The sequence below is a fragment of the Paraburkholderia antibiotica genome (assembly GCF_012927125.1).
GTDB lineage: Bacteria > Pseudomonadota > Gammaproteobacteria > Burkholderiales > Burkholderiaceae > Paraburkholderia > Paraburkholderia antibiotica.
On the sequence record NZ_JABBFZ010000008.1, the window covers coordinates 199,286 to 217,589 of the forward strand.

Annotated in this window: 10 protein-coding genes and 3 pseudogenes; 9 read left to right on the plus strand and 4 right to left on the minus strand. The window is 60.4% G+C overall.

Annotated features, from left to right (window positions below; all coding sequences use genetic code 11):
- Position 1 precedes the first annotated feature (1 nt).
- From HHL14_RS15975 to HHL14_RS15985, 3 genes are all read left to right on the plus strand, one after another.
- Complete coding sequence (locus HHL14_RS15975) at positions 2-1,417, plus strand: FAD-binding oxidoreductase (RefSeq protein WP_169498579.1); 1,416 nt, start codon at positions 2-4, stop codon at positions 1,415-1,417.
- 807 nt (positions 1,418-2,224) lie between these two features.
- Positions 2,225-2,371: a hypothetical protein gene (locus tag HHL14_RS32845; protein ID WP_206002353.1), complete on the plus strand. Its 147-nt coding sequence runs from the start codon at positions 2,225-2,227 to the stop codon at positions 2,369-2,371.
- A gap of 65 nt (positions 2,372-2,436) precedes the next feature.
- On the plus strand, positions 2,437-3,231 hold the full coding sequence (locus tag HHL14_RS15985) for a hypothetical protein (protein WP_169498580.1): 795 nt from the start codon (positions 2,437-2,439) through the stop codon (positions 3,229-3,231).
- 477 nt (positions 3,232-3,708) lie between these two features.
- On the opposite strand, the pseudogene HHL14_RS15990 reads toward HHL14_RS15985, so the two are convergent.
- Together HHL14_RS15990 and HHL14_RS15995 are read right to left on the minus strand one after the other, a co-directional pair.
- Positions 3,709-4,432, minus strand: a pseudogene (locus tag HHL14_RS15990) (IS6 family transposase).
- Between the two features lie 384 nt (positions 4,433-4,816).
- The gene (locus HHL14_RS15995) at positions 4,817-6,685 is read right to left on the minus strand and encodes a diguanylate cyclase domain-containing protein (protein ID WP_169498581.1); all 1,869 of its coding nucleotides are present in this window, start codon (positions 6,683-6,685) and stop codon (positions 4,817-4,819) included.
- A gap of 613 nt (positions 6,686-7,298) precedes the next feature.
- On the opposite strand from HHL14_RS15995, the pseudogene HHL14_RS16000 reads away from it, so the two are divergent.
- A pseudogene (locus HHL14_RS16000) lies at positions 7,299-8,106 on the plus strand (IS5 family transposase).
- Positions 8,107-8,124: 18 nt separating this feature from the next.
- On the opposite strand, the pseudogene HHL14_RS16005 reads toward HHL14_RS16000, so the two are convergent.
- Positions 8,125-9,071: pseudogene (locus HHL14_RS16005) on the minus strand (MFS transporter); the annotation flags it as partial.
- Between the two features lie 330 nt (positions 9,072-9,401).
- The gene (locus HHL14_RS16010) at positions 9,402-10,292 is read right to left on the minus strand and encodes a LysR family transcriptional regulator (RefSeq protein WP_169498582.1); all 891 of its coding nucleotides are present in this window, start codon (positions 10,290-10,292) and stop codon (positions 9,402-9,404) included.
- Between the two features lie 788 nt (positions 10,293-11,080).
- On the opposite strand from HHL14_RS16010, the gene HHL14_RS16015 reads away from it, so the two are divergent.
- From HHL14_RS16015 to HHL14_RS16035, 5 genes are all read left to right on the plus strand, one after another.
- Positions 11,081-13,357 carry a hypothetical protein gene (locus tag HHL14_RS16015; protein ID WP_169498583.1) on the plus strand — a complete coding sequence of 759 codons (2,277 nt, stop codon included), beginning with the start codon at positions 11,081-11,083 and terminating at the stop codon, positions 13,355-13,357.
- Between the two features lie 91 nt (positions 13,358-13,448).
- Positions 13,449-16,349 carry a hypothetical protein gene (locus HHL14_RS16020; RefSeq protein WP_169498584.1) on the plus strand — a complete coding sequence of 967 codons (2,901 nt, stop codon included), beginning with the start codon at positions 13,449-13,451 and terminating at the stop codon, positions 16,347-16,349.
- Between the two features lie 152 nt (positions 16,350-16,501).
- Positions 16,502-16,774, plus strand: a complete 273-nt coding sequence (locus HHL14_RS16025) for a hypothetical protein (protein ID WP_169498585.1) — start codon at positions 16,502-16,504, stop codon at positions 16,772-16,774.
- A gap of 52 nt (positions 16,775-16,826) precedes the next feature.
- The gene (locus HHL14_RS16030) at positions 16,827-17,708 is read left to right on the plus strand and encodes a hypothetical protein (protein WP_169498586.1); all 882 of its coding nucleotides are present in this window, start codon (positions 16,827-16,829) and stop codon (positions 17,706-17,708) included.
- Entirely contained in the window at positions 17,695-18,198 is a 504-nt protein-coding gene (locus HHL14_RS16035; protein ID WP_169498587.1) for a hypothetical protein, read from the plus strand. Before HHL14_RS16030 ends, HHL14_RS16035 begins: the two co-directional genes overlap by 14 nt.
- Positions 18,199-18,304 lie beyond the last annotated feature (106 nt).

Genomic DNA, 18,304 nt, shown 5'->3' on the forward strand with positions numbered 1-18,304 from the left:
GATGCAGGAAACTATCGCCGCAGCGCAGGGCAACGACGCCGTCGCCGCGCTGCGCACGACGCTTGGCGCGGACCTCGTCAGCTTGCCGGCCGAGTTCGGCGGGCGCGGCTTCGCGGACTGGAGCGGCACGCCGGCGCGCGAACCGCTCGCCTTGATCCGGCCGCGCACGACCGCGGAGGTCGCGACCGCCTTGCGGATTTGCCACCAGCACCGGCAACCGGTCGTCACGCAGGGCGGCATGACCGGCCACGCGGGCGGCGCGTGCGTACTCGGCGGCGAAGTCGCGCTGAGTCTCGAACGCATGAACGGCGTGATCGAAATCGATCCGGTCGGCGCGACCATGACCGTGCTCGCGGGCACGCCGCTGCAAGCGGTACAGGAGGCGGCCGACCGCGCCGGCTTCATGTTCGCGCTCGATCTCGGCGCGCGCGGCAGCTGTACGATCGGCGGCAACATCGCGACCAACGCGGGCGGCAACCGCGTGATCCGCTACGGGATGATGCGCGACCAGCTGCTCGACGTCGAAGCGGTGCTGGCGGACGGCAGCGTGATCGGCGGACAGCGCAAGATGATCAAGAACAACACCGGTTACGATCTGCGCAATCTGCTGGCTGGCAGCGAAGGCACGCTCGCGGTGATCACCTCAGCGGTGCTGCGGCTGCGGGCCAAGCCGCGCGCGGTGTCGACCGCATGGTGCGGGATGCCGGACTACGCGGCGGTTACCACACTGCTCGGCCGCGCGCAGGAATGCCTGCCGGCCGGCGTGTCCGCGTTCGAGGTGATGTGGCCGAACTACTGCGACTTCGTGCGGCAACGCCTGCCCGAACTACGGCTGCCGCTTGCGAGCGATCACGCGTACTACGTGCTGCTGGAGACGTGCGGCGCGGACCCCGAACGGCAGTCGGCGGCGTTCGAGGATTTTCTTGCCGATATGCTCGACGACGGCGTGATCGCCGATGCGGCGCTCGCGCAGTCGGAGGCGGATGTCGCCGCGTTCTGGGCGATTCGCGACGCGCCGGCCGAGTATCCGCGTCTGATACCGGGGCGCATTTCGTTCGACGTCAGTTTCGCGGTCTCGCAGGCGGGCGAGGCGGCGCAGCGTTGCGACGAGCGCTTACGCGCGCGCTGGCCGCAGGCGACCATCCTCGTGTATGGCCATCTCGGCGACGGCAATCTGCATGTGGTGGTGCAGGAGCCGGGCTGGAGCGACGACGCCATCGATGAAGTCAAGCGGGTCGTCTACGAGCTGACCGGCGAGATGGGCGGTTCGGTGTCGGCCGAGCATGGAATCGGCGAGGAGAAGCTGAAGGTGCTCGGGCTGTCGCGATCGCCGGCCGAGCTGGCGGCGATGAAGGCGATCAAGCTCGCGCTCGATCCGCACAACCTTCTGAATCCGGGGAAAGTGATCGCGATGTAGGGGCGGGCGCGCGGCAACGCGGTGAGCGTTGCGCTTGCCGCTGCCGCGCTCTCATGCTTTCGCGCGCCGTAGCCGCCGATCAACCGGTCAGGCCGTAGGGTTGGGTCCTGGTGCTTTTGTTTTTCGAACGGGGAGGGATATGACGAGTACTTTTTGTTCTCGAACTTTTATGTACTCGGAAATGTACTCGTCGAAAACAAAAAGCCCGCTGCCGCGGGCTTTTTTTATTGGCAGATCACTATGGATCATGCCGGAACAACGAGTGGTGCCCAGGAGAGTCTTCGAATATAAAGTATAAATAGTTGTTTTTATTGGTATTTAAAGTAAAAAATTGCACGATGTACCGTTCAATGTACCAATTTGAGCCCACTAAGCGCACAGAAGACAACGGATCCTGATGGAACTGAATGAGGGTAAGGATGCGTGGCTTAATTACAACACATAGAGTCTTGATGAGCGTTTGGCCTTCGCGGGGTCGCTAGGCCCGTACAGGGATACGCAGCTTTCCAGCGGTGGATATCGGGCCTAATCCGGCCGGAGTTCGCATTGATCCCAAGCCGAGCCGTGCTGATATGCGGTAACGGGCTGGCCTGTACCGTGGTTCGCCCCAGTCGTTGCTCTCGTGGCGATCGCAGCCAGCGCCATCGTCGCGTACCAGCAGACTGCCTACACGGAAATCATCATTGACACGTCGCGCATCACCTGCCGACCGGGGATTCTCAGCCGGAGGGTGGGGTCTCACCGTTCCGGATTCAGCAGGTCACGTCACTGCATCCGAGGTGACAGCGGCCGTTCGGCATTGGCACGGTGATCGTGCTGACCAGCGACTCTAACAATCCTCAACAGCTGCCCGGGATGCGTGAGGCCGACCAGTTGAGAAGTGATCTGGGCGGGGCCGCGATCGCGTTGCGGGACGTGAAGGGCATTCGTGGAGTCAATATGGGTAAAGTCTGACACTTCGCTTGCGTCCCGGCGAACGTGCGGCACAATATATCCGTTCTTCACTATCATCCTTCATCATGTCGGACGTGATCACGCCGGTTAACTACTGCACTCATGCCATCGAGGACCTGAAAGCGACGATGAAGGGAGCCCGCGCACGCGGACTCACCGTCACGGCTGCGCAGCTGGAAACCGTGATCGAAATGCTTGCGACAGCACCCAAGTTTCTGCTGCCAAACTGCGCCGAGCTGATCGATTCAGAGAACGTTCGCGAAACGCACCTCGAGCTTCTGCGGCTGCCTTATCCGGTGACGGTGTTCGAGGCCCCGTGGCGCAAGGAGGAATTCGTTCCGGCTGCGACCGTGGCCGGTGTGGAGGAAAGCCTGTCGACGCGCCGGATCGCGCTGTGCTGGGAGATGACCGAGGACCATACGCCCGTTTGGGGGCTCAAGGAAATCCCGGTGTTTCGCCAGCACTATCGGGAAGGCGGCGTTTTCATCTATCCCATCTACTACTCCGATGAACTGAAAACGTGGAATCCCGGCGCAGGCGGAACATTCGTGCCGAGGGAATTCCGTACTCCCGAAGGACACAAGCCCACACGGATGACGCAGATGATGCTGGAGGCGAAAGTAAACGCGGGCCGGCTCCATCACAATTCATTTCAACATTTCGCAGAGCCCTTTGTGCTGCTCGAGGAGGTGTTCGAGGTTGCGGTGGAGCAGAGTCAGGGTGATGTTGATGCGTCGCTTGCCCGTCTGACCTATGACGCCAACGACGAAGTACACATGGCAATTCAGGCTTGCGCAGTGTTGAACTGCGCCAACGTGGGGACCGTCGACGTGCATCCGAAGCCCGCCATGAACGCGTGACGACTGGCCATGCGCCGGCCACCGTTTTTCACGTACAAGGTCCTGCAGCTCGCAGCAGGAAAGGTGGCCGCCGACGGAAAAGGATCTGCCTCGCATTCGGCGCCGCGCATGCATTTGCGCCGTGGTCATATCCGTCGGCTGGAGAACAGGGTGACGTGGGTGCGGCCTGCGGTTGTTAATGCAGGTAGCGAACGCGGTGTCGTGGCGAAGGACTATCGCATTGCAGGAAATGAATCCTAGAGCGCTTTCACTTCAGGAGGGGAATTGAAGCCAACACTGGGGCTATCCCAAGCGTGAAACGCACACGTGAGCCGCTGGCGTTGTTGCAGTCGATTGTCACAAGGGTTGTCGTGCGGGAAGCGGCGGCGGTGCGTCGCTGCTTACAAAATTCTGCAGCCTGGCCCACGCTGCCTGAGATTGACGGCACTGGTGCAAATAGCCGGCGGGGCCGAGATTTCCCGAATAAATAAGGATGCCTCATTTACTGAACAGGACGGCATTCCAGACGTTCGGTGCAGCGGTATCCTTGAGCCCGGGAGCACAGAGGTCGAACTGACCCTTGCGAATGCGGTGCATCAACTCGATGCCGGAAATCGTGGTCGCGGCACTCCGGAACCGTTTGAAGCCAAGCATCACGTTGGTTCGGGACTTGATATTCCGATGATCCTGCTCGATCAGGTTGTTCAGGTACTTCGAGGTCCGGACCTCTGTGTCCTCAGGCAACAGGCCATCGGCTTTCATCTCGCGCACCGCCCGGTGCGAGGCAGCATAACCGTCGAGCGTGATCGTCGCCGGCGGCTGACCCTGATTGATGCCTGATGGCCTTGCTGAAAAAGGCCTTGGCCGCAGCCACATCGCGCCTGGCTCTAAGCATGAAATCCACTGTCTGGCCGGCCCGATCTACCGCCCGGTAGAGATAAACTCATTTGCCTCGAATCTTCAGATAGGTTTCGTCAACGCGCCGTGAGCGGCCTGTCGGTACGGCAAACTGATTCCAGCGCTTGACGAACTCGGGTGTAAAACATCTCACCCACCGCATGATCGTCGTGTGTGCCAGCGAAAGTCCCCGCTCGGCCATCATCTCGACCAGATCGCGCAGGCTGAGCTTGTCGCGAAGGTACCAGCGTACACACAGAACAATGATTTCCCGATCAAAATGCCGCCCGTCGAACAACCCTTCCATACCTTTTCGCTTGCTCATCATCGGCTACCCGTTCTTCAGGCTGACAACTCTAACCGGTTCCTCGAGCCTCTTTGCACCGGAGCCATTTCTAGCACGTGTCATTCACCCACGATTTCCTGTCGCACATTTCCTCGAACGCGCTGCGCAAGGCGGCGCTCGACGCTCCAGACGCTGTATCGTCCAGTGGCGACCTCGAGCCCGTGTTCCACACTATCCTTCGCCCCATCATCGACGAATATGGTGTGATCGACGCGCTGAGGCGACGGCTCCGTAAAGACCGCACCCTCACCATCAACAGCGATGGACAGAGCCGTAACGCGCTCCGATCCTGGGGCGGTTCAGTCATCCAGGCGCGCCTGTTGCAGCAGAACCTCTTCACGTGCTTCGGGAACCCCCGAATCTTCACAGGTAGTCATTCGTCGCTCTACGTATCCGCCGCTTACCTTCCCGCTTGGCCTCGAACATAACCGCGTCCGCCAGCGTGAGCAGCACATTGACGCTGGTTGCATCGATCGGCGCTATCGCATATCCGATGGTCATCCCTAGCTCGCAGACCACACCGTCTAACGAAAATGGATCGTCGCAACACCCTAGCAATGCATGTCCCAATCCTTTGGCTTGCGACTCGCCATGCAGTCCTGTAGCCACAACGACGAACTCGTCTCCACCGAGACGACAAACCAGATCACCGCTGCGGACTGTGCCTTTGAGTCGTTCAGCGACGGTGACAAGAGCCGCGTCCCCGATACCGTGCCCGTACATATCGTTTACCAGCTTGAACCCATCCAGATCAATGAGATACAGAGCCAGCATCAGGTTTGGACCGAGGGCGCCGAGATGCTCCTGGAGACTTTCCTCCAGCCCTCTACGATTGAGCAACCCGGTTAGGAAATCCGTTTGCGACGCAATTCGCAGTTGGTTTCGCTCGATGTGGGCCATAACAGCCGTGCGCTGGATGCGGCGGACTCGTATGCACAATACCATCGTCCAGGCCATCATATCGAGCGTGGCGCCGTACTGTGCCGCATGATCAGTCCATGTATTCCATGGCAGGACGCCACCATGCAGTCCGATGCCGACAGCCAACCCTATTGCATGGGGTATCAGCCCAGCAATTAGCCAGCCAAACGACTGATCTGTTCGCCTGAACCGCAAAACAACGACAGGAAGGACAACGATGAGCGGCCAAGGTCCGATCAGATTTGCAACGAGAGCTATGAAAGCAGTGCTCGCGAGACCGATAGCGAAGAGAACGGACAATATAACCAGCAAAAACGAAATCAATCTCAGCAGCTGGCTAATTCGGAAACTCTCTTCATGTAAGTCGAGCGCGTCTTCCAGAAATAGCAAACCCCAAACAGGCATTAACAGGATGAAGAACCGCGCAACGTTGCCGGCGTGAAGCGCGTTGGAATACGGCCACAGGTGCTGGGCCGCCAGACCGAAATACGCAAACCAGCTCATCGTGTTGCATATTGCAAACAAGGCGAACCATACAAAAAGGCGCACCCGATAAACGACTGCGCAGACCATCGCGAAAGTCGCCAGACACGCACCCAGACCAAACATCAGACTTTGCCAGAACTGGGTCGATGCATCAGTTCTGATAAGGGCAGATGTCCGTAGCAAGGACGCGGGGACAATCATCGCGGAGTCAACATACTTGCGAATGCGCAGGATCAGTTCATAGTGTTCACCAGACTGCAGCGCAAGCCGAAAAACTGGTTGGCGGAGCGGGTATGAGCGCTGATTGAAAGCAGACAATTGATTGAAGGACTCCCGTTGCACGATCAAGCCCCGTGAGACGACATACAAATCGATTTCATCCAGCGGTACAAAATCAATGCTAAGCCACCAATCAGTCGGAGCGCTCCGTGGCACCTCTATTTCTGCACGTAGCCACACGGCGTCATTGCGTCGGCCTAAATTTCCGTATGGGACGGCCAGATATCGAAACTGATTGCGTTTCGTCAGCACATCGCTCAGCGTCAGCGAATGACCGGCGGACAAAAGTATTGTGAGACCAGGCCAGAGATTAATCGTATCCTCACTAGCGTCGAGGACAGTGGTGCTTTGTGCCTGTGCGCTGGCGGATGAAATATTGCTGAAAACTACAGCGGCTCCAAGCAATAAAAATATTCGCATTGGAAAAATCCACTGCCACGTCAACCGAAGAAAAATGACCAACGAGGCCAGTGCTGGCGATGGCCGCATCATTCGCTTCGCTTGATGATGATGGACCCGGATACCAAAGGACTCCCCTTTGAACACGCAGAATCCGCCGATTTAAGGCAGTAGCGGAATGAATATTGAAAAAAGACAGGCGCCGCAGCAGGCTCGGCTCTCAAGAAGCTGCTGTACAGCAAAGATCGAGGGGTGTGCCGTATTCACGATACGTTTTCAAACTATGCAATTGTGCGTGCAACGCGATTTCAGATGCTTGCTACCGGATACGATGCCGATCAAAAAAACGGCAGAACAGTCGAACTCTACGCAAAGGACGCCCGGAGGTTATCCAATTGGATGGCCGGGACAGATACTTCAAATAATATGTGCCATCTTAGCGCGACAGCATGTTGAGACAATCAATCTCACAGTGATTTTTCAATATTTGACGTATGTTAATTTTTGATTTTATGCATTAGAAGTTATGCTGAAAAAATCATTTATATCGGCTTTGCCTGATTTTAAAGTGACACAATTTTGTTAGCGGAAACGCGCTGTGGAGACTATTGACCTTGCCGCCGGGAAATGTATCCCCTGTAGAGGCCGCCGCCCGATGCTACCTGAAGGCCGGTTCAAAAAGAGCCCGGAGGGGCTGTTTGCTTTTCCGCAAACGGTTGGCCTTGTATGCCTGAATAGCGGGCGGAGCAATGCCAGCCCCATTATTGATGATGGTCAGGGGCACCGATTGAGGCGCTACTTCCGGCGCCCAAACCCCGACGCAAGCGATACCCTGGACGTCGGCCGGTCTCAGACCATGCGGCCCTCAATGGCATCCTGTTTGTGCTGAAGACAGGTATGCGACGGACCATCTGCCGGCCGGATTGGGATTCGGCTCGGGAGCTACCTGTTGGCGGCGGGTGCACGACTGGCAGCAGGGAGGCGAGTGGGACAGACTGCATGTCCTGCAGCGCGGCAAGCTCCACGCATCTGGTCAATTCGATCTTTCGTGCGTGGCTGTGCATGCCTTGTCGGTACGCGCCAAAAACCAGGCCGAACCCAACGGATCGAGTACCACTAGGGTCCAAACACCACGTCCTCGCAGACGCAAACGACGTTCCTCCTGGCGCGATCCCGGCGCGCGTGAGTCGCGGCGATATCATGCAACTGCTGCCGCTGGTTGACGCTATCCCACAGATCGGCAGCACGCGCGGTCGGCCGCTTCGCAAGCCCAATGCCGGTTACGCCGACGAAGTTACGATTCCAATTCCCGTCATCACCGCCTTCGCGAGCACAGCATCGCGACGGGAATTGCAGGGTGCCTCACCGAATACGGCAGTGGCCTCGGGAAATACCGTTGGTTTGTGGAACGCACGCACTCGCAGCTCCATGGTTTCCGTCGTCCTCGCATTCGCTTCGAACGTCGCTCTGACATTCATGAAGCATTCCTCAAACCGGGCTGTGCGCCGGTCTGCTCGAATTTGGCCGCATGTTGGATCGAGCACTGCGGTGCGAGCGGCGCGTCGTGAGAAGAAGCCAGACGATCTTCATTGGGCCTGAGAGCTTGCCCCGGGCATGCGCATCGCGAGCAGCAACACAGCACCGATCATCAGTAGCCCGACCATCACATACAGGCCTGCCGCGAGGCTGCCGGTCGTGGTCCGCGCCCAGCCGATGATTGTCGGACTCCCAAAGCCGCCGAACAGGCCTATGGTATTGATCAGCGCGATGCCGCCGGCAGCGACGTCGCCTTTCAGATGATCGGAGGGTATCGCCCAGAATACCGTGTATGCCGCCCACATTCCCATGGTCGCGATGGTGACAAACGTGAGCGAGATTGCAAGATGACCGCCCGCCGCGGCGGCCGCGAGTGCGAGTGCGCCAGCAAGTGTGGGTAACGCGCTATGCAGGCGTCGTTCGCAGTGGCTGTCGGAACTGCGACCAAATACGATCATGCCAGCGATCGCCCCCAGATAGGGGATCGTCGAATACAGACCAATATCCACGGTACTGGTCACTCCATCGGACTTGAGGATACTTGGCAACCAGAAGTTGACGGCATAGAGTCCGCAGATGATGCAGAAGTACGCGAACGCCATGCGCCACACACGGCCATCACGTAGCACGTGCCTGAACGAGTGGTGCTGCGCCCGCTGTGTACCGAGATTCGCGATAAGCAGATCCCGCTCGTCGGCGCTGAGCCAGGGTGCTTCATCCGGTCGGTCGACGAGAAATCGCCATGCAACGATACCGAGCACCACGCAAGGCAGCCCTTCGACCACGAACATCCACTGCCAGCCGGCGAGGCCGAGGGTGCCGTGAAAAGCAGTCATCAGCCACCCGGACAAAGGGCCAGTAACCACATCCGAGAGCGCACCGCCAGCATCACGGTACCGATGGCGCTCGCCATGCGTGTCTCGCCATACCAGTAAGTCAGGTAGAAGATCACGCCCGGCGTAAAGCCGGCCTCAAATACGCCGAGCAGGAAACGCATCTGGATTTAACCGTTGTCTCCGTGTTTTACGTTTTGTAAATAAATGATCATGTTCAGGTGAGTCAAACATTTATTATTTCTTGTTCATGATCGAAGTTGTGTAAAGGTGCGTTGGGTCCGCATGATTGCATCAAAAATATCCGTGCAACATGTGAGACATTTTGGGTCTTACATGTTGCACGGATATTCGTCAGAATTTGAATGATTGTGTGACGCGGATAACAGAATGGCAGCGATTCACCGATGGCCTAAAGTCTTAGCTCAGACTTTAAAAGTCAGGAAAAATCGGGCCAGGCGGCAGGTGATCGCGGTAGAAGAGGGTGATGCGCGTCATGCGTTCGATGTGATGTCGTAGGCTCGCGCCATAAAGCGTTCCAGTTCGGGAGAGGCCTGTTCGGCCGGGCGCAGGAAATACGTGGTCATACGTGCGGACTCGTCCGCCAGTGCGCGCGGTACCACTTCAGGGTAGTTAAACGCGGTGATCAGCGGTTCACTGGAAAAACCCAGTCCGTAACCGCCGGACACGAATGCCAGCATCGAGTTAAACGTGGTGACGCGCGTCGCGACATTGGGCTGGATCGCAGTGCTCTGCAGCAGGCGGTCCAACTGGCCGTGGAAGCCTTCGTACGCTTCAGGTCGGTAGAGGATCAGTGGGTATGTCAGGGCCTCCGTCAGCGGAATCAATTTGCGAAAGAGCAAGGGATGACGTGCGGGGATCACAATCATGAGCGGATCGTCCCAGAGGGCATTTGCGATAATTCCTTCGCCAGTACTGTTGGATCGCGAAAAACCTGCATCGTAAAGGTCTTGCCGCAGCCCCTTGAGCTGTTGCGCAAGTGATACTTCAAAAAGCCGTATATCAACCTCGGGTTCTTCCTTGCGACACAGGGCCAGCAGCGCGCCCATGCGTTGTGGAGCGACGCCATCGGATAATGCGATGCGAAGGATGCCGCGGAAGCCGGAGGCGGCAGCTCGAACATTTGTTTTTGCCTGTTCGAGAGCGATGTCAATGCGTTGTATGTCTTTGAGAAACACCTGGCCCGCCCAGGTCAGCCGCGTGCGATGCCGATTCCGCTCAAAGAGCTGGACGCCAAGGTCTGACTCCAGTTCTTTGATGGCGCGCGAGAGTGGTGATTGTTCGATATGCAGTCGTTCGGCAGCGCGGCCAAAATGCAACTCCTCCGCGAGGGCCGTGAAGTATCGGAAATGGCGTAACTCCATAAGGGATCTTCCTTGTTCGAATGAGGAACAACCTCGTACGAAGACACGCATCTAACAGTTTGCTAGATACGGGTCGGGTAGAGAAATTTCTTGCGAATGGATACGGCGCTGCTGATCTGAAATTCGATCAACAGGGCCGATTATGATTCATATAGGGCGCGATGGCGCCATGGCATGCGCTCTGGCCAGAACATCTCAGGGGCGCACGCCGCAGTGTGCATTGACGATTCACGCATCTCTCATAGTAGAATTTTGTGGCGGAAAAGCTATGTTCGTTAGGGGACACCAATTAGGTACAGACGTACGAGTAGGTTTTTGCATAGGTGATTCAGAAGGCCAGCCTGAGCTTGCCGGGCACCGGTGTTATTCGATAGGGGGCGGCTATAGTCGGCCAACGGCCGTCATCGAACGCTTGTAACTGGGAGGCCGCTTCAGACTGCTAAGCCCTCGTTCGTCGGTCTAAGTTTTGAAAAAGGAGAACCCGAATGATTGATGTTTCCCGTGTCAAAGGATTTTCAAGCGCAGTGTCCTATCAAGAGCCAAGGGCCGCTTAGTGGTAACGCATCGGCTCGACTTGCTTCGTCCCGACATCGAAATGAAAACGATAAAACAGCCTGTGATGGCTCCTTTTGCGTGCGTGATATCGACAGGTACGTTGCCTGTCGCGAAAGACGGGCGTTGCCGCGACGCCCTTTTTATCGCGGTAGTGTGTGGGGCAGCCGATGCTGCGCGCTAACGGTATGTTCAGCGCCGCCCTGTGCCGAAGCTTGCTGGTTGCCGCGCTGGCTGTGCTTGTCGTTGGCTGCGATCCGAAAAAGCCGCCCTTGCCGGAGACGCCGCAGGTTCCGGTCGAAACCCTCTCTGGATTTCCCGACAATGCCGACTTCAACGACGGACCGTTCGCGCTGAAGACACGGGAGCCCGAGGATCGATCCACGGGGCGCGAGATGCACATGCTCTACCGCGGCGCGCCGATCGCGCATCCGCCGCCGGCGGCGCAGGGGGAGCATTCGCAGCCGCCTCCCCAACCACCCCAATTCCCGCTTACGTTCGCGCGCCGCGTGCATAACGGCCCGGCCGCCTACGTGCTGTCCTACGACTGCAGGGCGGTCGATCTCGTCATGGAGAACGGCGAGCGACCGACCGTGACGGTACTGCAGGAAACGTACGATCCGCCGCTCGACGCCGACGTGGGCGGCCAGAATGCCTGCGCCGGCCTGCGCATGTCCGCGAACGAGCTGATCTTCCCGGGCACACGCATCATTGAAGAAAAACGCGACGGCACGATGTATCGGTCCACCGTGGAGGACGTCAAGGTGCTGAATACTGACACGCTCGACATCCAGACCTATCGACGGCCCGAGCACGATGTCGTCGCCTGCATGGCGGGAAGCGCCGAGGCGTGCGACGCGGGGAAGACGAAAAGCGCGAAAACGAAAAGCGCGAAAGCTACCGCCGAAGGCGCCGACGTGTCCGTGACGGTCGAGATCACAACGAGGGCGGTCGACGACTGGGATCGTCTGCTGCTGATCGCTCATTCTCCCGACGCGCAAGCCGCCGCGTGGATTACGCCGAGCCCGCGCTTTACGACGGACGACTCCGCGCCGCGCACCGTGATCGTGACCGATGCGGCGGGCGAGCATCCGCGCAAGGTCGGGATTCCGGGCAGCCTGCAGACGCGCCTGACGACGGCGACCGAAAGAACGCAGGCGCAGTATCCGATGACGCCGGCCTGGCTCGCGACCGCCTTCGACTGGCAGAAGGACTCGCACGGCGAATGGACGCTGGTGCCGCGCAAAGTCGTGCAAGCTGCCGCGGCGCAAGGACTTCAGACGGTGGCTGCCCAGGTGGAGGCCGTGCTCGTCGATCCGGCATCGATCGACAGTCTGACTTTGGCCGGGCAGCTGCAGGATTCGATGGGCGGCAAAGATGCCGCGCGCGGCGCCGACGGGCTGATGATTCCGCTCAGGCCATGGCCGCCTCAAGTCTTCGCCGTGACAGGACCGCACCTCACGCCGTTTTCGGTTGCCGACGGCAAGACCGCCGCGCGCAACGACGCGAATCATCCGGCGGCGCAATTCCTGCTCGGTATCAGCACGAGGGAAAACGGCGGCGAGCCGGGCGGCACGCTCGTGCTGACCTTTACGGGCGACACGCCTTCGCTGGAAGACGAAAGCGGTATGGCGGCGCTGCACGACAGGCTGGAAGCGTGGCTCAACGCGAGACATGCGCCTCATTTTTGGGCCAAACCCGCGGAGCTCAGGAAAAGCGCTGCTCTCGCCCAACGCTTGCGCGATCAACTGGGCTGGCCCGAGCCGCAGATTGCCGGTGCCCTCGCGATGCTGGGGAGCGAGCAGGTCAATCGCGCGCTCGAGGACAAGGCCTCGTTTCTCTTCACGAAGGCCGGCGCGTTCATGCTGGACACGACGTCGGTCGGCATTCCCAATCCGGGGCTGGCGTGGGATCTGTGGGCGATCTACCGATTGCCGTCGTCGGCTCACACCGCTTTGTCCGAGCAGGTCCGCAACGCCGTGCTGTTTCCCGCCTACGGCGAATATCTGACCGCCTCGCTGCCGACCTGGTTGCAAGCCGGGCAGCTTCTCGACGATTCGGCCGATAAGGAGCATCAGCCGGACGCGTATCTGTTGCGTCGTCCGCTCGATCTGTTCGGTTTGTCCGTGCTGTCCATCCGGCCCGAAGGAGAGGGCTATTCCATGCGGATCGACGGTCGCGCGCCAACGACGCTCGCCGCGCTCGAGACGGCCTTGCAGGGCATGAAAGTCCCCTACGTCGTGCTGCCGCCGACCGAGCGACAACTCAAGGAAGCGACGAAGACCCGCCTGCACGAGCAATTGGGCTGGAGCCCGCGCAGGATCGAGGACTGGGCGAATAGCCGGGAAGCCGGAACAGAGCATGGTGACGGCACGCAATTGATCACGAATCGCGGTGTGATCGGCGTCTCGCAGGCCGCGCCTACAGCCGACTTCCAGGTCCCGGCCAGCATTCTGACGATGTCGCGAGGCGCGTATCCGGGCCATCCGGATGCCGCCGCGACGTCGCAATGAGTGGATCGTGAGTTGCGCATGAACTGCGCATCGTGGCGTGTCGGCAGAGGGAATCGTTGACACGCGAAATGCGCTGTCGAAGGGAGGAGGCGTGCGTCTGACGGAAGACAACGCGAAGCAAACGTTGGCCGATGCCGACGCGCTGCAGGTTCGTCTCTTGCAGGCCGTGCCCGCGGTTGCCGCCGCACCTGTCGAGCTGCAGGAGCATCTCGCTGCCGCGTGGTTGCGCAAGATCGAAGCGCTGGGAACGCTGGGCCGGCATGCCGATGCGGTGACCGAGGCCGACGCGTTCGCCCGCTATTTCGACCAGGGCGCCGCGACGCCGCAGGCCGCATGGCCGTGGTTGAGTCAGGCTGCCTGCCGCAAGGTCGAGGCGCTGGCCTGGCAAAGCGAATTGACGGCAGCGCTGGAGGCCGCCGAGGCGATTCAGGCGCGTTTCGAGCATACGGAGGCGCTGGCCGTACGCGAATGGGTCGCTTTTGCCGCGCTGGAAGAGATCAAGATTCGCGCCGCGATGGGCGGAACCTTCGCGCGTGTGGATATGGTGCGCCGGGCGCAGCAGCTGGTCGAGCGGTTCGGCGCCGACGCCTGGCCGGCGACGCGCGTACTGGTCGGCAGGATTCGGCTGCGTCAGGCGCGGATGCTCGCCGAACTCGATTACGACGCCGAGGCCGTGAAGGCCTACACGGAGTTGCGCAACGACCTGGCGCGAGCGGACGATCCCGGCTTGCAGGAGGTGGCGGCCGAGTCGCTGCACGAACGCTCGCGTCTGTTCGAGACGCTCGGTCGCGATGACGACGCGAAGGCCGATCAGCAGGCGTTGATCGGCGAGTATCTGCACAGCACGCATCCGGGAATCCGCCACACGCTCGCATTGGCTCAGCTGGACACGCTCGAATGGGCGCAGACGGCGGCCGACGCAAGCGGCGACGACGCGGCGCATCTCACCGCGTGGATCGCCGCGTGCGATGCGCTGATCGCCAGCCACGCCGACAGCGACGAGGGAGCCGTGGTCAGGCTCGTCAATGTCGCGCTGCGCTTCAAGGCGCGCGCGTTGCGCCGGTTGTCCAAAGTGGCGGACGGGGCGAACGGAGTGGATGGGGTCGATCCGCGCGCAGCCGACGAAGTCGCCGACGCGCAATGGACGCGTTATCACGATCATCCCGATGCGCGGGTGCAGGCTGTCCTGATCGATTCGATGCTGGAGCGGTTCGAGGCCGGCAACGATCCGCGACAGGCGTTCGACGGGGCAGAGCAGTTGCTGCAGCATCTGCGGCGCGAGGAGGCCACGCAGGCGGTCGCGCCGCAGCTGATTCGCACGCTGTTGCTCAAATCCTGGGCCTTGCGCGCGCAGGGGCGACCCGGGCAGGCGCTCGAAGCGCTGCCGTCGGCGGCCGAACTGTCCGGCGTGGCCGATCCGGCCTCGCGCGAATTGCGGCTGCGTGTGCAGATCCAGCGCGGTCAATTGCTACGTCAGATGAAGCGGCCGGACGAAGCGTTGCAGGCGCTGCAGGCCGGTCTGCCCGACGATCCCGCCGAATCCGATGCGGGGAACGCCAGCTCCGACCCATCGCTGCATTGGCTTGTGGCGCGCGCGATGAATCTGCGCATCGACATCTTCGCCGATGCCACGCCGCCGAGCCACGACGGCACGCCGTTGAGCCAGTCGCCGCTCGAACCGTCCGAGCAAGCCTACGCACAGGCCGTGCATGCGCTGGAGCAGCGTTTTCACGCGGACGCCGACGGCTCGATACGCGCGATGGTCGCCGAGGCGATCTATCACCTCGCGATCCATCAGCGCGAGCATTCGCACATGGACGAAGCCATCGCGAGCTACGACCTGCTGCTGAACCGCTTCGCCACCGATACGGAATCGGCCATCGAGCCGTGTGTCGCCAGTGCCTATCTCAACAAGGCTTATCTGCTGCTGAACGGGCTGGACCGGCCCGATGCAGCCCTGCCGGTCTACGACGCACTGATGGCGCGCTTCGCCAATGCCACCAGCGCGCGGCTGCGGGACAGCCTCGCCAAGGGCGCGGCGAGCCGGCTGACCTGCCTGAACCGCTTGCAGGAACGCGGCGTGGCCGTGAACTATGGTGACCAGTACGAAGACCTTCCGCTGGCGCAGCACGACGCGATCATCGCGACGCTCGACCGCGCCGACGCGCTGAGGGACGAGGACAGGTATCGCGAGGCTATTGCGCAGTACGACCAGGTATTGACGCAGCATGTCGAATCGCTGCATCCCGAACTACGTCGCCTGTGCCTGAAGGCGCTGGTGGGCAAGGCGTTCTGCTTCGCGAGCCTGAATCAGCGCGAAGCCTCGCTCGCGACCAACCACGAGGCGATCGAGCGCTACGGCAACGATCTGTCGACGAGTTGCGAGAAGAACGTGGCGCTCGCCATGTCGAACAAGGCGGTCGACCTCGAGCAGTTGAGGCGCGGCGAGGAGGCCTTGCAGGTCCATGCGCAGATCATCGAGCGCTGGCGGCACGCGAGCGTGGCATATCTGCGCCTGCGCGTGGCGTGCGCCATGTTCGGGACGGCGCACGTGCTCGAGGAACGCGATCCGGAAGCCGCGCTGGCCGGCTACCGGCAGGTGATGGACGACTATCTGCACGCGTCGGAGCCGGGCATGCGGCTGCAAGCCGCGAAATCGGCCGCCAACATCGGCATTCTGCTGCGCCGGGCGGGCCGCCATGCCGAGGCGATACCGCCGTGCGAGAAGCTGCTGAGCGTTCTGGGCAACGACACCGATGAGGAGGTCAGGAAGCGGCTCGTGAGTGTGCGCATGGGGCTCGCCCGTAGTTACGCACCCGCGGGGATGCCCGAGAAGGCCGTAGCGATGTACCGCGAATTGCTCGCTTTGCCGCCGCAGCAATTGAGCAATGCACAGCGGGAGAGCCTCGGTAACGAGCTGCGCAACCTGCTGGTCGGCGAACGCAAGGGGTTGCGCGGCTTGCTCGATAGCGCGCGCGGTTGGCTTCGGTGAAGCTCGGGGACTGGCCGATGGGATTCACGGGCGACATGAAAAACTATTTTGTTGCGATATCGATCATTGCGCTGACGGCATGTCAGGCCGATTAGCCGCCGGCAAAACTCACCAATAAGGAAGCGATAGCCGCATTGCGTGCAGAAATTGACATGATCGCAGAAGCTCAGGCGCGCGTCGCGCTCGGAACCTGCAAGCCTGCGCTAAACCCGCGCTACAAGAATCAGCTTGCCTGTACTTTGGTGGTGATCAGCCAGGGCGGCACCTCTGAAACGCAGGCGGATTTTCATTGGGACGGAAAAAAATGGGTATCCACTTCATCGGAGTCGCAGGACATCTTGCCTTTCCCCGATCCGCTTCTCGCGGACATTCATCCATGGACGCAAAACATCGATCAGTTGGAACCGCATTATCCGAAGCATTAGTCCAACTGCTTTTGCGGAATCTCGCGTCTGGTTGCAACGGAAATTCCTGGCGATGAACGACACTTCAATCGATGCATGGATGCTCGGACTGAACAGGCATCTGACGCAGATTCCTCCGGGTGGCGGCCGTTATTCGAACGGACGTCCGGCCTTTATCGCCGCTCTGACTCCGCAGGAGTGGCGACTGCTGAACCTGCAGGGCATCGGCGGTGACTTTGCAACGATCGTTGCCGCGGCCTGGGAGCAGGATCAGGGGCGGTTTCGTGCGTTGCTGCTCGCTTATGTACGTATCGCGACCTTGACCGGCTTCGCGAGTCCGCCGTTCGACTCGCGACTGTGCTTTACCGACCCGCTATTGGCGTTGGCAGCCGGTGATGAGGAAACCTACAAAATTCAAATTCCCGCTGCCGACGATTGGGACGATCCCGAGGACTCGTCGGTCGAAAGCATAGTGCTGCTGGTGACGAAGCTGATGGTCACCATCGAGCACGGCCTGTCCTGGCCCGAGGTCTGGCGGCGGTTCGCCGAACGCGTTCTTGCCGGGAGCGGGGCATTCGACCGGGCTCTCGCCGAAACGCTCATCGCGTTCCATACGGGCGGCGCGGATTCGCTGACGCCGTTCGGCAAAGTAGCTGCGACGTTTCGTCGTGCCAACTGGGCGCGAACCCGCTACGGCGCGCTAGCCGGTTTTCCGCTATTGCCGGTTGGAATCGTGGAGCTTGCCCGCCGGAAAAATCTCGCCGTCACCGAGGACCTTGCCGCGATGCTGCCGGTAACGGCGCTTGCATACCGGCGCGTCGTGGTCACCGACATTCCGGAATTGCCGTTTCGATTTCCCGCCGAACTGGATTTCCTGAATACGCTACTGGCGAATCCAGAGACCTGGCCCTCGCTGGCGGCTCAACTAAGGGTGAAATGGCATGCGCCTGCATGATGCCCGATTGCCATCCCTACGCGACCCGATGCCGGTCCACAAGTCACGCTCGCGCGGATTGGGTCGTTTCGCGTCGACGCTGATCGGTGTGCTTGCCCTGCTGGCGTGCGGATATGGCGCCGCCGAGTCCACGAACGTTTGGCCGGACGGACTGATCGGGTGGATGTGCGGTCCTAACGATGCCCCGGTTCCCATGATTACTTCCACCACGAAGGAAGGCGCGAGCATCCGGTTGATCGGGCCGGACGCCGCTGTCGGTACTGGATCGACATTCATTCGCGCCGATCTCGGGAAAGACAGCGTTTATCTATGCGATTCCAAAGGGTGCGAACTCGGAACGGAGGGCTATTTCAAGGTCCGCGCGATTGACTCTGGCGCATGGCGAGTCGATTTCACCGCCGGGTTCGTTCAGGGGCGCCGGCCGCGGGTTGTTTATGGATCGTTTGTTGCCCACAAATCGGATGCGGGGACCTCGATGCCGTGCGGCTAGTCGACGTTATGAACGGGGCCGTTCCGTAGCTGGCCGGTCTTTTCGCTTCGAAGTGGAGCAGGCTGGATTCATCGGATAGCACGAACGTTTGCCGGATTGTTTCGCG